This window comes from Candidatus Bathyarchaeota archaeon (assembly GCA_026014745.1).
GTDB lineage: Archaea > Thermoproteota > Bathyarchaeia > Bathyarchaeales > Bathycorpusculaceae > Bathycorpusculum.
Genome location: JAOZHS010000001.1, coordinates 241,910 through 256,876 on the forward strand (window position 1 = coordinate 241,910; position 14,967 = coordinate 256,876).

Sequence of the window (14,967 nt, forward strand, 5' to 3'; positions counted from 1 at the left end):
GAGGCTATGAGCTGGCTCAATTATAGCTTAGATGACCAGTCGGATGTAGCCCTAACAATAATTCGCCAATATGCAGATGGCCATCATGGTCCAGGTCACTATGAGATTGCCCTCTGTACTCTTCCAACTTTGGCTGAAGGTCTACACTATATTCATGTTCACGGCGAGTCCACGTTCAATGCGACCCTAGATTCAACCACTTATTTTACAGCAGCCCAAGTAATAACAACCCCCAGCCCAGTCATACCCTCCCCCTCACCAACCCCAACACAAGCAACATCTACTATCAGCCCCACTCCAAGCCCGACCGTGCCAGAGTTGTCATGGTTAGCGTTTTTACCATTATGCCTGATAGTGCTATCCGTTGCGTTAGTGTTAAAGCGCCGTAATTTGTTGAGTGCTTAGCTACGCCTATTGAGTGCTAAAACAAGCGCAATTCAAGCGCCTTTTGTAAAATTATGGTGGGCCGAGCCGGACTTGAACCGGCGACCTTTGGCTCGTAAAGCCAACGTCCTAACCAGGCTAGACGACCGGCCCCCTGCAAACCTCACGGTGAGGCTTGATTTAAAGGTGCTTGAAAGAAAATGGCGTCGGTTAATATTAGAATTTTGTTTTCTGGCGCCGTATCTGGCGATTCTTGGCTTGTTAAATCGCATATTTGGCGCCTATTTGGATGCTAATATCCAAGGTATGCTGAAACGATAGAGGGGAGGGGCTAAGCGGGTATATTTGGAGCCTATTAGAGGTTCTATGCAGAACCCTAAGGGGGGTAGGTACGTATTGGCGGAAAACAAGCGCATTAGCATGTTGAAAACCAGTAGTTAAAGAGCAATCTGGTGGGTTACTTGAATTTGCCCGCCATAAGCTCCCGAAACAGGTAGATGATGATGGGGATGTTTATGATGACGCGGAAGGCGTTTATCCAGACCTGATAGTAAATCAAAATCCCCATACTGGTACTCATTGTGTAGCCTAAGGTGAATATGGCAAAGGCGACGCCCCATTTTCGGCAGGACAACACGCCGCCGATTGAGACCACCCATAAGGCGATTTCTATCCAATTGTTGAGGTCCTCCACGTCTCCATTTAGAATCAACAGCGCCATTAAGCCGATGTTGATTATCATCCAGACGACTATGCCGTAGATTAATGGGGAAGGTTTGGTGTGAGACATTACTGCTCAAAATTATTGGATTTGGTTTGGTTATATGATTTTGGGTGCCAGACGCCTCTGGGCTGGTTGGGTTGTGGATAATTTTAAAATGAGCTTGTCGTATCCTATTGTTGGGTGACGGGTTGGAACGGCAAAGTCTAGGGGCGCTGCTACAGAGGCATTACCAGTTAATCATCATATTAACCGCAGCCCTCCTCATCACCGTCTCAATGGGTGGCTACACAAATTGGGACAGCCAACTTGAATTTGAAGCCGCCCAAAACATCCTAAACCACGGCTTCCCAACCGTAACCACAGGGCTCATCATCAATCAGCCGCCGCTGGGCTTCTACCTCGACGCACCCCTCTTTCTGGCGTTCGGAGCAGACTACAATGTGGGCGTGTGGATTTCCGCCGCGTTTGGAGTCGCCGCCGTCGCACTCGTCTATGTCCTGGGCAACCTGCTATATGGGAAACGTACAGGGTTGGTGGCAGCGGGGCTTTTTGCGGTTTTGCCATGGCATGCCTACATCTCAAAGATTTTCCTAATCGACAACCAATGCCTCTTCTTTAGCCTCCTCTTCTTAGCCGTAGCCATCATAGCAATACGGCAGAATTCTGATCGGAAACTGCTGGCAGCGGGGATGCTTTTTGGGGTGGCGTTTTTGATTAAGCTCTTTGCCGTGTTTATGCTGGTTCCGTTGCTGCTGATTGTGTTCTTCCAACGTGCCACCTTCAAAGTGACCCTGCGAAGGGTTCTGATGTTTTTGGCGCCCACAGCCATTTTGCAAGCCGTTTGGTTTGGGGGATTTGCTAACCAACATTTTTGGGGAGTCTACTTCACAAGCGACTTCACCCACCCCGTGCTCATCGCTGACCCTAACCCGCTGTTTCTACCCCGACTGCTCATAGAAGGCGGCGGCTGGTACCTGTTTTTAGCGGCGCTACTGGCTCTATCAGTTACGGTGCTGTTTGGGCGTGCTCTTAGAGGACGTCGATGGCCCGACGCCGTCTGCCTCGGCACCATCGCAACCATCATGGGGTTGGATTTGCTGTTGGTGTTTGGGTTTCATCTGCTGGTGCCCTACGTGAGCGCCTTCAAATACAACTACTTCACCATTCCCTTCTTCTGCCTCCTCGCGGCATCCATAGCCGACAAAGGCAGCCTAATGCTTGAAACTGCAGAACCTCGGTTGCGGCAGAAGACTTTGGGGCTCTTGACTGTCGGGGCAGGACTGAGCTTGGTTTTAGCTTCGCTTGTTTGGAGCATTCAGCTTCTTATGGCGTGGAGCGGCTTTATCGCGTTTGAAGTAGATTCCAACGCTCACTATTTCCCCCTCGATGTCTACTCGGCTCCTTTGGACATGGGCTTTTTTGGGGTAGCCCACAACGTTGCCTTTGTGTTGTTGGTGTTTGGTTTGGCGTGGCCGCTGCTGGTGTGGGTGTTAAAGAAGCCTATTGGCTGGTTAGTTATGGTGCTTCAAAGCTAAACTCGGCGTTTTGTGAGCAGAAACACTGCCACTGAAACCGCTAAGACGACGCTAAGCGAGAGGAACATGCCTGCGTAGCGCAGTGACGTGGCAAATATTACTCCGCAGATGATGGGGCCTAGGGTTTGGCCTACATCCATCATGGTGGATAAGAACCCCATAGACGCGCCTACCAGCGTTGCGGGAACTAAATCGGCGACGAGGGGTGTGGTGGATGAGAGCACTGCGGCGAAGGCTACTCCGTAGGTTACTACAAGCGCAAGCAACACTGGAAACGCCGTGGTAAAGGGGATGGCTCCAATGATTATGCAGCTTGCTATGATTCCTGCTAAGATGGGTTTATTTCTGCCCAGCTTATCAGAGGCTCTGCCAATGAGGGGACGCGCAATAACTAAGGCTACGATCTGGCTGCCCGTGATTACTCCAATATAGAACAAGTTCAGCCCAACCACATCGGTGAGGTAGCCTACCAAAAAGAACTCGACTGCGCCAAACACGTAATATTGGCTGGCTTGCACAAAACTAACGCCTAGCACTGGCGTGTTTTTTATGATGGTGCGCCAGCCGCTAAACATTCTTCGGGTAGACCGCTCAACCCCTTTTGGCGCATCTTTGAGGTTTCTTTTTTCTGCGAGGAAAATCAGGGCTATTGCAAACGCTGTTACGCCTGCGATGCCCACTGAAACGTAGAGTGAAAAGAAGCTCTCATTAGTCGCAAACAGTATGTAGCCGCCAAGAAACGGCGCTAAAGCTCTGCCGACGGCGGTTGCGGAGTTGAAGAGCGAGATGCGTTCGCCACGTTTTGTAGGGTACAATTCTGCGATGGCGGCTTCGGCTACGGGCATAAAAATCGCGGTTGCAAACCCGTGATAGAACCGCACCAGCATCAGCGTCCACCATGATGTGACCCCCAAGTAGAGGAAGGGTGCCGAGGCAAAAATGAAGGCGGAGACGAGGAGCATTTTGCGTCTGCCCAAGATGTCGGATAGCGAGGCTGCGGGTAAACTGATTAGTATACCGGGGATTGTTGAGGCTGCCGCGACCACGCCCAGTAAGTCGTCGGGTGTTCCGATGCTTGAGGCAAACGGTTTTAGAACAGGGTTTTTAGACATCGTTGAACTCAAAATGGCAAACAACCCCATTATGCATAGAATAACAAAGAATGCTTTGACGGTTGTTTTTGTGTTAAGCATTTGTTTGCCCGAAAACCAACCGTGATAGCGGCTATTATCTGTTTGCTGCCTATGGGACTGAACTCATCAAAGGAACTCAGTTTATTAATGATTGGTATCTCTATACAGAGGGCAGTTGAGCTACATGTCAGACATCACTACATCGCTACGCCACAACGATTACGTTAAGTCGATAGTAGTCATAGTTATCATCGTTGGCATTGTGTTAGGTGCTTTTGTTGGCTTACGCTTTGTCCTCAACACAGAAGTGCCTGTTCGTGTGGTGGAAAGTGGCAGCATGTGTGTGCCTGAAGGCGGCTTTTGCGATGGATGGAGTCACGCTTTTGACCAAACCCTGCATGTAGGCGACATAATTATCATTCAAGGCGTCAAACCCGAAGAACTAAACGTCAACTACCCAAACAGTGACATAATTGTGTATCAAAACCCCACCAACCCCTCTGCCACTCCAATCGTGCACCGCATCGTTGCAGTTGAAAACATTAACGGAACGCTTTATTTCCAAACCAAAGGTGACGGCAACGAACAGAAATGGCCCAAGGTACCACCTGTTTCAATGTATGATTCTAACACGCTTTGGACTACTGGTCAAGGTGTCCCAGCTGAACTCATTGAGGGTCGTGTGGTGTTGCGTATTCCGTGGTTTGGTTGGATAACGCTGTTTATGCGTGAAAACCCGTGGGGGCTACCTGTGATTATTGCTCTTATCCTGATTCTGGTGGTGGTTGAGTTCATTATACCCATAATGAAAAGCGGCACGAAACAAGAGACATCTCAACAACAAACTCAAAACTCCAGCGCCGAAAACCCAAGTCAGCCAACAGAGCCCGCAAACGTAGAAAATAAGGAAAACGAAACCCCTCCCCAGTAGGGACTTAACGACCGTAAAACATTTTTTGACGGAAGTCTAAACCGTAAAAAATGGGCAAACCAAACGAAACAGTTATTGTTTCGCTTTGGCGGCTAACTCTTTTGCCCAGTTGCGGATTTCTTCCATATCCCTCAAATCATACACGTCCGGCTCTGATTCTTTGAAGCCATCAGCCTCTAGTTGTGGCTTAATCATGCCAAAAGTCCGTCGGAAAAGAAAATTCATTTTGTTGAAGTCCAAGATTCCCCCGAAAAATCCTTCTGCTACGGGGTGGAGGCTATATTTGGCAACTATGTCGTCGATGCTCATTTTGCGGTCCTTTGCTAAGTCTTCTGTTTTTCCTTCACGCTCAGACACGGATTTCATGGTGGATGCAAAAATTGCGAACTTCTTTTGGTTTAGTTCGTTTTGATGTTTTTTTAGGAAGTCTTCGGCTTCTCCTGTCCATTTTCCTATCTGTAATCCGCTGCCGACGATGACGAGTTCGTAGGGGGATATGTCTTTGATTTTCTCTTTTTTCGCGTTGACAACCTTAACCTCAAAGCCATCGCTTTGAAGTACTTTGGCTATTTCGTTGGCGGTGTCTGCTGTTGCGCCGTAACGTGTGCCATAAACTAGAAGAGTATTCATTTTTCTGCCTCGCAATCAAGTTAGCTTTAATTTAATATAATTTTTTTGTTGCAATATATGCAGCAGCGAGCAGTCCCTTTATAATTAAAATAAGAGTGGGGTACCCCTCAGAAGGTAGTCAGTTTGCCCAAGTTAGCGGAGTTTCATAAGTACCATTTCAGCCGCCAACACCATCGGCTCCCACGTCTCATTAAGCGGCGGCGCATATGCAGTGTCTGCCTTGGCGAGTTCCCGCACAGTCATGCCAAGTTGGATGGCAAAGCTGAGGCAATTTATTCGTTGGGTAACTTCTTCTCCCCCCACGACTTGACCGCCTACAATGCGCTGAGACTCTTTTTCGACGACAAGCTTGATTTTGATGGGTTTGGCATCGGGATAGTAATCAGCTCGGGTTTTGCTGCTAATGGCGCCTGTGACGACCTCGATGCCATTACGTGCCGCTGAGGCTTCAGTTAGACCCGTGTTGCCTGCTTCTACCTCAAAGAGACGCGTAACTGCCGAGGCTATGACGCCGGGGAACAGAGAGTAGCCGCCGCCTGCGTTAGCACCCGCCACTTTGCCTTCCCGCACTGCGACGGTTCCTAGTTGGGCGCAGCATGTGTGGTGTGTGATGAGGTTGTGTGCTTCTGCGCAGTCGCCCACGGCATAAACGTCTTTAACCTCAGTTTCCATGCGTCCATTTGTTTTGATGGCGCGGGCTTCACCAAGCGGTATGCCTGCTTCTTGGGCGAGTTTGGTGTTTGCGCGGACGCCAAAAGCGCTAATGAAAAGGTCAGCTTCGATGACTTCGCCGCCTGCCCTAATTGCGGTGACTTTGTTGTCTCCGAGGAATTCTTCCACAGTTTTAGAGGTTAAGATGCGCATGCCCTTGGCTTCTAAGTGCTCTGAAACCAGCTTAGCCATATCCGCATCAAGTAGCTGCGGCAAAATCTGGGGCAACATCTCCACAACGGTTACTTTGAGTCCCCGCTCAATTAACCCCACACCCAGCTCCAAGCCGATTAAACCCGCACCCATGATGACTGCGGATTTCGCGCCTGCTTGCAGGGCGGCTTCGATTTTCTCTCCATCCTCGATGCTGCGAAGGCTTAGGATGCCTTGTTTTTCTTTGCCCTTGATGGGAGGCATAAACGCGTCTGCGCCAGTGGCGATTATTAGGCTATCGTAGGCGAGGGTTTCGGCTGCGCCGTCTTTGGTTTGTATGGTTACGGTTTTTTCTTTGGTGTTGATGGCTGTGGCTTTTGTTTCGGTGCGCAGAGTTAGTTTTTGCATCTGGAAAAACGCTGGCGGATACACGGTGAGGTCTTGAAAATGCGCAATTTGTCCGCCTATGACAAAGGGCAACCCACAGCGGGAGTATCCTGCGTTTTTTTCCTGCGTGACAAGCGTGATTTCTGCGGTGCGGTCTTTTTTGCGTGCCGCCGAGGCAGCTTCTACCCCTGCGGCGTTGGCGCCGATGACGAGTATGCGTTTAGCCATCAAGGTTGCCTTCAGTTAACATTTCCCTGCGGCTTGAGCTTTATGCCACTCGACTGCAGCGTTAAAATCCATAAGGTTAGCCAAGTCCGCTTCCAAATTGGAGGGTTTAACTACGACAAGCCATGCTTTGCCAAAGGGGTCTTCGTTGAGGCTTTCGGGTTTTGATTGGGCTTCCTCGTTAACTTCGACGACGGTGCCTGATACTGCCGAAATCAAATCTGAAACTGCCTTCACCGATTCTAGTGTGCCATACGGCTCATTTTGCTTAACTTCGGTGCCGACGCTGGGTAATTCGGCGTAGACGATTTCGCGCAGAGATTTCTGGGCGTAGTCAGTGATGCCCATGCGGACTTTGTCGCCTTCGACTTTTATCCATTCAAAATCCTTAGAGAAATACAGACCTTCTGGGACTTCGTATGATTCCACTTTTACCATAACATGAACCTTCTAGTTAGACAGCTAAACCGTTTAGGTTTTGTAGCTTAAAAGTATTTAACATATTTGGTGGTTGTTGTATACATTTGTCTTAGTTGCATGTTAACATCCTAGAAATGCCGAAACATCGCGGTGGAACTGTTTGCCCAGCGATTCGTGCCCTTTACCCTCATAAATTATCAGTTTAGCATCGGGGATTCCCGTAGCAGTTTCATGGAGCAATTCTGTGGAGCAAAAGAAATCGCGATCGCCCGCCACCACCAACGTAGGCACCACTATACGCGGGAGCTGGTTTTTGCTGTTGTGCGCGACTTCGGCGCGGCCCTCCACAATCAGATCCTCTGGGTTTGGGTTGCTAAACATTCTTGACGCAAAAAGGCTCATAAAAAACGAAAACAAGCTTCGTTTTATCCTGTTGCCACTCAACATAGGCGCTAAACTTCTAAACGCCGCTCTTGTTTTTCCTTGGCTTGCCAACTCCGCGAACTGCATGTCTAGTTTTGTGCCTTCTTGGCTGAACCGATAAGTCGACATTAAAAGGACCAGCCGCCGGATTAGTTTGGGATGGTTTGCGGCTAGGTACTGAGCGATTAATCCTCCATAAGACTCCCCGATTACGTCGACTGGTCCGCCGTTGAATTCGTCTTCGATCACCCTCGCGTAGTCCTCTGCCATGTCTTTTGTGGAGTAGTTTTTGGGTAAGCTGCTTTTTCGAGCAAACATAAAGAGGGTATACTGTTTGGCGAGGAAATTGAATTCTTTATACATTGGGCTTGCGAGGTAATTTCCTGGTCCGCCACTAAAAATCAGCAACACTTTTTTGCCTTCCCCGAAGCGGAGGTAGGGAACGCCGTTGCTGAAAATACCCCTCTTAACCAAAACCATTCCCCATCACACTTCAAGTAACATTGAAATGTAATAAAAGATTTAAGGAAAACCAAAACCTGTTCTGGTTTACCTACTGCGGGTCGCTTAAGACGAGAAAAGGAAGGAGGGGTTTAGCGTTCGCGTTTGCCCGCGATCCACTCTTCCGTCCATTGCCGTGCTTGGCTATCGGGGATCTGTATGGGCGGATGCTTAAACGCGTAGGACGGCATGCTGAGCAGGGCTCCGGAGATTTTGCGGTCCAACGCGATTTTGGCGGCGCGTATGAGGTCGATGACGACGCCTCCGCTGTTGGGGGAGTCTTCGACTTCGAGTTTAACGCTTATGTTTATGGGGCGGTCACCGAATTTGCGTCCTTTGAGGCTGATATAGCAGATTTTCTTGTTCTTAAGGAACGGTACATAGTCGCTGGGGCCAATGCGTGTTGGTAGCGCGTAGGGCACGAGGCTTGTGACGGCTTCGGTTTTGCTGATGCGTTTGGATTTGAGGCGACCTTCCACGGTCATGTTTTGGAAGTCTGTGTCGCCGCCAAGGTTAAGTTGATAGGTTTCGTCCACAATGACTCCGCGGTCAAGGCAGAGCCGAACGAGGTTGCGGTGAAGGATGGTTGCTCCGACTTGGCTTTTGATGTCGTCGCCAAGGACAGGTAAGCCCGCTTTCTCGAATTTTTTGGGCCACTCGCCTGATTTGTCTGAGCCGATGAATTCGGGCATGCAGTTGACAAAGGCGCATCCTGCATCTATGGCGCATTGCGCGTAGAAGCGGACTGCGTCATGGCTGCCCACTGGGAGATAGTTAACTAGGACTTCGGCTTTTGCGTCTTTTAGGGTTTTGATGATGCTTTCTTTGGTGGTTTTTGCGTCATCATAAACGTTGAAGGTTTCACGCATGTGGGGCGCTACGCCGTCGAGGATTATGCCGGGGGTAACTTTGACGCCGAGGTTGGGGACGTCGCTGAATTTTTCGCAGCAGTTGGGTTTTATCCATATGGCTTCGGAGAGGTCTTTTCCGATTTTGTCTTTGTTTACTTCAAAAGCGGCGACGAAGACTATGTCGCGGATGTGGTATCCGCCGTAGTTGACGTGCATTAACCCGGGCACGGTTTCGTCTTCTTTAGCGTTCTTGTAATATTGGGTTCCCTGAATTAGGGCTGATGCGCTGTTACCAACGCCGACGAGAGCAACACGAATTTGTGGCATGAAACAGTAACCATCCAATGCGACTGATTGAAAAGGCTTAATGTTCACCTACGCTATAACTTTTTCCCAAAAAATACTGCCTACAGGAGACCTCAAAGACTCCTCCCCTTCCCTCCCCTAAAGCAGGGGATTTCTACTGGATTCGAACATGCTAATGGGCTGTTTCTGCGTCAATAGGACCTACCCCTCTTAGGCTTCTGCAATGAGTTTCTAATAGGATGCTAATAGGTCCACCAAGAAAGTTTGCGTATGAGTGGGCTTACAAGAATTGCGCAGGACAACAGAAAAAGCAACCGCCAACCAAACTAAGTTGACCTGCTGTTCTTTTGAAGCTTGTTGACCGTGTGTTTTTGCAAAACTATTAATGGCTCCTATGTCCCCCTGTATTTGTGGTGCTATGCGTCGGCAGCTAATCTGTGTGCTATTAGTTTTGGCAATGTTGTGTTCTTTCGGTTTTGTTGTTGCGCAAACAGAGGATGATGATTCTGCCTCTGATCTGGATTCAGACACTACATGGACACAAGGCAGCGGACACACCTTAGATAGCAACCTAATCATTCCAGCAGGGGTAACGTTAACAATTGAACCCGGCGTCAACGTGGATCTTCGAGAATACCAAATCCAAGTGTATGGTGCCCTTAATGCCCTTGGAACAAGCGAGAACCGCGTTGTTTTCACCACTTCGTACGCACTTGGTGGACTCTACGCAAATATGCCGTCGCCAGACAGACTCTATTTTGCACTTGGAAGTTCAGGCAAAATCGAACACGCATATATAACGAACAAAATGTACATTAAAGGATCGATAAATGTAACTGATTCATCTCTTCAAGGCTACATAGAAGTTGAGAGTGGCGCCTCCGTCTTCATGCAAAACGATATAGCAAAAATTCACATTTTTGATGGCACCGCCATGTTGGTTAACAATAATATAAATGGTTTAATGCTCATAGGCGGCTCACCCACACTAACAAATAACATAATCAACGGTTGGACAATGGTGCATGGTGGGTCCCCAACTTTGACAGGCAACACCATCAATGGCAGGATAGACGTAGGCCGCATAAGTGGTGAGATAGTTTTTTCCCAAAACAAATTCTTCGCACCCATTAGTGTTGTATCTATTGATTATCTTGAAACAAAAAGTAACTGGAGCGCTGGTTCATCATCAGTCACCCTAAAAGACAACTTGTTCACCGTGTCCTATGACCCGATAATCACCGTGAGAGGCGGATTTCGTGTTGTTAACATAGTTAACAACGAAATTATCGGCAATGGCAAAGCCCAAACCGCAATAAATGCTAAAGGAGATGAGAGCGCTAACGCTACTGCTTTAAACGCCGTTCTCACTGGTAACCGCATCTCCAACTGTAAAACAGGCATAGACATCCAGCACGCCAACGCCGAAATCACCCAAAACCTGATTGTCAACAACACACTCGGCATCAAAATTAATTCCGCATACAATAACCCTCAAGAAAACGCTGTCGTAGATATTCACAAAAACACTTTTGCCAACAACTCGGTGGGCATCGAAATCGTTTCTTGTGACTACCAAACACCCTTAAACATCACCAACAACGAGATTTACGGCAACACAGAATACAACCTTAAACTGTCGTCACGCGATAACAGAAAATTTGATTTTGCTGTTCCCTACAACTGGTGGGGTACAACAGATGTGGATGCCATTAGTAAATCGATATACGATGCTGACGAAGACCCCCGACTAGGTATTGTTACCTTTACTCCTTTCATTGGGAACGCATCAGGTAATGAATCTGCATCTGCACCCATTTTTAACCCGATGCTAATAATCGCTTCTTTGGTGGCTATTTTTTGTGTAGCAACAGTTGTGGTCGTATTCCGGCGACTGCGGAGAACATCGGAATGATGCGTCCGTTCTTGTGTCTGCTTCTAATTTTGACAGTTGCATTTCCTTTGTGCTATGTTGACAGTGGCTCTATTGTTGAGGGTTCGCCGGTGACGGGTCGCTTAACTTCTGATACAACTTGGAGTTTGGAACAAAGCCCCATACGATTATATGGTGACTTGCTTGTTCCCTCGGGGGTAACGCTAACGATTGAACCTGGAGTAACTGTAGACCTCTTTGATCACCAACTTGTCGTAAATGGAATCCTCATTGCACGAGGAAATCAAAGCAAAATAGTCTTCAAAGGATCAATCGACCCGGCAAAGAACAATCCCCTCTACCCTCATGGTCCCCCAGTATCGCACATAATCTTTGATAAGGAAAGCCAAGCTTGGAATGAGCAGACAAAAAGCGGCTGCATTATAGAAAACGCCGTGGTGAATACCATCCTCTACATTCGTACCTCCATAAGAATAAGCCAATCCTCACTTGAACAATCTGTTCATGTCCTGAACAACTCATCGACATTTAGTAACAACAGCCAAATCAGCAAACTTTTCATCATAAACGGGACCGCTATCGTAAGTGGCAACGAAATAGGCGAACTCACCGTTCAAGAAGGGTCACCGACTATTACAAATAACATCATCAACGGTCAAGTGTCGGTTTATCAAGGGTCATCAACTTTTAGGAACAACACCCTAAAGGGCGAAGTTTCTGTTGGACATCCGATGGGCTTCTCTGCCCCTCCATTGATATCTGGCGCACCTGCTTTTCTGCAGAACATGTTTTACAGCGGATTTGGAACCTTTGGAACCGCATTTAGCTATACCTACGGCCCCACTAACAACGTTGGCATTAAAGGCGGACAAATAAATGATCTATGGGTTACGCTATCGGATAACGATTTTAAGGTAACCGCCGACCAAACAGCAATTCAAACCTATGGTGTGCACATCGATATATCAAACAACCGGATTACAGGCGCAGACAATAGCCCGCCAATAAGGAGTAACCCCTTTAACAAAACAGAGAAAATGTTGGTTGCGGGGCAATGTGGAATAATTGTCGGCAGCGACTATTCAAACTCGTCAGCATCGATTACTGGCAACTACATAACCAACTTTAACACAGCCATTGCCATCTATCCCGGAAGCATAAACATCTCAAAAAATACTCTCTCAAACAATTACTGTGGAATACGCATTGAAAACATCAATAAAATCTGGGCTCCAATACCCAACCCGCCAGACCCAAACATTACCAACGCGCTCGTCATTCAAGAGAACAGTATTTCAAACAATACAGTTGGAATTCTATGTTACAATTATAGTTCATCGCCAAAAATAATAAACAACGACATTTTTGGCAACGCGGAATACAACTTTAGGCTCGAAAGCATAAACGACACAGTGGTTGCCGACAACTGGTGGGGCACAATTGATGCCGCTTCCATAAACCAAACAATCTACGACCACAAATACAACCCACGTCTAGGCGAGGTTATTTTTACGCCTTTCTCAGCGGGGACCCAAACGCAAGCAGGCTTACAGCTATCTTCACAAACAACAAGTATCCTAATCGCAGTTGCCCTAGTTTCAGTTGTTTTAGGTTTTATATTTTTAAACAGTAGAAGAAAACAAGCCAAGAGAAAGATTGTTAGTAGCGGGGAGTAGATTTGAACTACTGATCTCTGGGTTATGAGCCCAGCGGGTTAATCCTGGCTACCCCACCCCGCTATGTGTTTCGTCACGTTTTTGTGGGTGTATCCTATATCTTCAGTTGTCGAATATTAATAGTTTCGTTTTGTGGTTGCGGCAAAAGCATTTTAGTGGGAGTATGTTTCTGTATGCGCACAGGATGCTCACGATGGATAAGCCTTATCTGCGAAAACTATCCAGCCCCACTCTAGATAATCCAATCTTTGTACAGGGGCTTCCCGGCTTTGGCAACGTCGGACGTATAGCCGCGCATCTGCTCATCAAATTCTGCGACGCCAAACCCTTCGCTGAACTCTACTCTCCATCCTTCCCTGACTACATATCCATAACCACCAAGGGCATCGCGCACCTGCCAAGATACGAATTCTACTGTGCTCCTATGGAGAAAAATACCCTAGTCATCATGACTGGAGAAATCCAGCCCTCTTTCGAGGATGTTGTTGCACATTATGATGTCTGCGATCAGGTGCTGGATTTTGTGGAATCCATCGGCTGCCACTTCCTTGTCACTATGGGCGGTGTTCCCATAACTGAGGAGAAAACCCAAGTTTACATAGCCGCAACCTCGCCCAGACTTGCCACAGAATTCATGGAGAAAGGCGCAGTCATCTACAGCAAAGGTCGCATCGTCGGCGGAACAGGCTTAACCTTGGCGCTTGCCAAGGAACGCAAAATTGAAGGCATCAGCCTACTTGGCACAACCATGGGTTTTAAGGCTGATCGGGAGGCTGGTTTTACGGTTTTCAAGTTTTTGATGAAGGCTTTGGGAAAAGAGATAAAAGAAGGTTTTGTAGAAAACAATGCACCAGAAGAGTAGTGGAAGTTGGCTAGGATGACACAAACCCAAGATAACATTAAAGTTGGCGGTATTGAATCCAAAACAACCCGAATAGGTTTACTTGTAATTACTGCGTTGTTACTTTTTGTAGGTCCAACATATGTACCATACTTTATCTCAGACAATTACGGCGGAGCCTACGTTGCATCCGTATTAGTCGGTGTGGTTCTCTTCTTAGCAGGCATAGGCATGCTGGTTTATCTCATCAAAAAGAAAGTCATATCCTAACAAAATTTTTGCCTCAGATACCCTAGGGTGCATCATAAAGTCAGCTTTTAGCGTTCTTCATCGGCGCTCCAATAGGGACACACCTGTTTTATTAACCATTCCCACCAAACTCAAAATCTTGATTTCTAATATGCGCCTCAAATTCAGAAGGCATATTACATATGGCTAAAAGAATACGTCGTATGCAAACCAACAAAAGCCCTCCGATGATACTTGAAAAAGGCGACGACATTAAACGCACCACCATAATTTTAGAGCGTAGCGAACGCGACTTTATCGAATCCCTTATTCGTGAGGGCAAAGAAGCAGGCATCAAACCTCTCATCTCTAAAATGCTTGACATTTACCGAAATCTCAACGTCCAAGACTGGGACTTCCCCGGCGAATACTACTGTGGAATCAGCCGCATCGCATTTGTCAACGTCGAATTGATAAACATCCTCACCCAGCAAATCCCCAAAGAGCAATGGCCCGAAATCGGCCAAAAAATGGGCAACGCTCTTCGCGTCTCTATTCAATCCACACTTGGCGTGGACGCAGCTAAACCAGAGAACTGGGAGTCCATCTTTAGGCGACTGCGGGTACAGGGATTTGGCGACATCTACGTCAAGGACAAGTTCCTGCTAATTAAAACCCCTTTCATTAACGACTGCGAAATCTGGAGGGGACTGCTGGAAACCTTGTTGGTTGTGACATTGGAGACACGTAACGGAGTTCCTCCTCTAGTTTTTGAGATTCTGTCGCAGTAAATCCGAATTTTTTAATTTAATTAGTTAAATAGTGGTAAACAGGTTTATATGGGAGACAACTGTTGTGGTGTCGTTTAGTGACGTATGATGAGGGATTGCGTTCATACAAGGCGATTGCCTTCATTGAAAGCTTAAACACGTTTTGTTATTGTAAACTCCGCGCAACCCCGCAACTCAACGTTCTCGCAAAACAAACAACCCTTAGATATATCTCTAAAAGTTT

The 14,967-nt window shown here is 47.5% G+C and carries 15 protein-coding genes and 2 tRNA genes; 8 read left to right on the forward strand and 9 right to left on the reverse strand.

Annotated elements, in window-relative coordinates; all coding sequences use genetic code 11:
- Positions 1-6 precede the first annotated feature (6 nt).
- Positions 7-405: a hypothetical protein gene (locus NWE92_01330; protein ID MCW4028276.1), complete on the forward strand. Its 399-nt coding sequence runs from the start codon at positions 7-9 to the stop codon at positions 403-405.
- A gap of 54 nt (positions 406-459) precedes the next feature.
- Here NWE92_01330 and NWE92_01335 read toward each other — a convergent pair.
- A tRNA-Val gene (locus tag NWE92_01335) sits at positions 460-537 on the reverse strand.
- 304 nt (positions 538-841) lie between these two features.
- On the reverse strand, positions 842-1,174 hold the full coding sequence (locus tag NWE92_01340; GenBank protein ID MCW4028277.1) for a hypothetical protein: 333 nt from the start codon (positions 1,172-1,174) through the stop codon (positions 842-844).
- 122 nt (positions 1,175-1,296) lie between these two features.
- On the opposite strand from NWE92_01340, the gene NWE92_01345 reads away from it, so the two are divergent.
- Complete coding sequence (locus NWE92_01345; GenBank protein ID MCW4028278.1) at positions 1,297-2,643, forward strand: glycosyltransferase family 39 protein; 1,347 nt, start codon at positions 1,297-1,299, stop codon at positions 2,641-2,643.
- On the opposite strand, the gene NWE92_01350 is transcribed toward NWE92_01345, so the two are convergent.
- Complete coding sequence (locus NWE92_01350) at positions 2,640-3,836, reverse strand: MFS transporter (GenBank protein MCW4028279.1); 1,197 nt, start codon at positions 3,834-3,836, stop codon at positions 2,640-2,642. The genes NWE92_01345 and NWE92_01350 overlap by 4 nt on opposite strands.
- Positions 3,837-3,951: 115 nt before the next feature.
- On the opposite strand from NWE92_01350, the gene NWE92_01355 reads away from it, so the two are divergent.
- Positions 3,952-4,707 carry a hypothetical protein gene (locus NWE92_01355; protein MCW4028280.1) on the forward strand — a complete coding sequence of 252 codons (756 nt, stop codon included), beginning with the start codon at positions 3,952-3,954 and terminating at the stop codon, positions 4,705-4,707.
- Positions 4,708-4,779: 72 nt separating this feature from the next.
- On the opposite strand, the gene NWE92_01360 is transcribed toward NWE92_01355, so the two are convergent.
- The 5 genes from NWE92_01360 to NWE92_01380 form a co-directional block, all read right to left on the reverse strand.
- Positions 4,780-5,337 carry a flavodoxin domain-containing protein gene (locus NWE92_01360; protein MCW4028281.1) on the reverse strand — a complete coding sequence of 186 codons (558 nt, stop codon included), beginning with the start codon at positions 5,335-5,337 and terminating at the stop codon, positions 4,780-4,782.
- A 132-nt stretch (positions 5,338-5,469) separates the two neighbouring features.
- Complete coding sequence (locus NWE92_01365; GenBank protein ID MCW4028282.1) at positions 5,470-6,816, reverse strand: FAD-dependent oxidoreductase; 1,347 nt, start codon at positions 6,814-6,816, stop codon at positions 5,470-5,472.
- A gap of 15 nt (positions 6,817-6,831) precedes the next feature.
- Positions 6,832-7,251, reverse strand: a complete 420-nt coding sequence (gene gcvH / locus NWE92_01370; protein MCW4028283.1) for a glycine cleavage system protein GcvH — start codon at positions 7,249-7,251, stop codon at positions 6,832-6,834.
- 102 nt (positions 7,252-7,353) lie between these two features.
- Positions 7,354-8,130, reverse strand: coding sequence for an alpha/beta hydrolase (locus tag NWE92_01375; protein ID MCW4028284.1), 777 nt, complete (start codon positions 8,128-8,130; stop codon positions 7,354-7,356).
- Between the two features lie 119 nt (positions 8,131-8,249).
- Positions 8,250-9,335, reverse strand: a complete 1,086-nt coding sequence (locus NWE92_01380; protein ID MCW4028285.1) for an inositol-3-phosphate synthase — start codon at positions 9,333-9,335, stop codon at positions 8,250-8,252.
- Between the two features lie 397 nt (positions 9,336-9,732).
- Between NWE92_01380 and NWE92_01385 the strand changes: the two genes are divergently transcribed.
- Positions 9,733-11,229, forward strand: a complete 1,497-nt coding sequence (locus NWE92_01385) for a hypothetical protein (protein MCW4028286.1) — start codon at positions 9,733-9,735, stop codon at positions 11,227-11,229.
- Positions 11,175-12,884 (forward strand): right-handed parallel beta-helix repeat-containing protein, encoded by a 1,710-nt coding sequence (locus tag NWE92_01390; GenBank protein MCW4028287.1) that lies wholly within the window; start codon positions 11,175-11,177, stop codon positions 12,882-12,884. The genes NWE92_01385 and NWE92_01390 overlap by 55 nt, the downstream gene beginning before the upstream one ends.
- Here the strand turns inward: NWE92_01390 and NWE92_01395 are convergent.
- A tRNA-Met gene (locus NWE92_01395) sits at positions 12,872-12,947 on the reverse strand. The genes NWE92_01390 and NWE92_01395 overlap by 13 nt on opposite strands.
- 130 nt (positions 12,948-13,077) lie before the next feature.
- Here NWE92_01395 and NWE92_01400 point away from each other — a divergent pair.
- From NWE92_01400 to NWE92_01410, 3 genes are all read left to right on the forward strand, one after another.
- A complete protein-coding gene (locus NWE92_01400; GenBank protein MCW4028288.1) occupies positions 13,078-13,746 on the forward strand; it encodes a PAC2 family protein in 669 nt (222 codons plus the stop codon).
- A 15-nt stretch (positions 13,747-13,761) separates the two neighbouring features.
- Entirely contained in the window at positions 13,762-13,995 is a 234-nt protein-coding gene (locus NWE92_01405) for a hypothetical protein (GenBank protein MCW4028289.1), read from the forward strand.
- Positions 13,996-14,156: 161 nt separating this feature from the next.
- Complete coding sequence (locus tag NWE92_01410) at positions 14,157-14,744, forward strand: hypothetical protein (protein ID MCW4028290.1); 588 nt, start codon at positions 14,157-14,159, stop codon at positions 14,742-14,744.
- Positions 14,745-14,967: the final 223 nt, after the last annotated feature.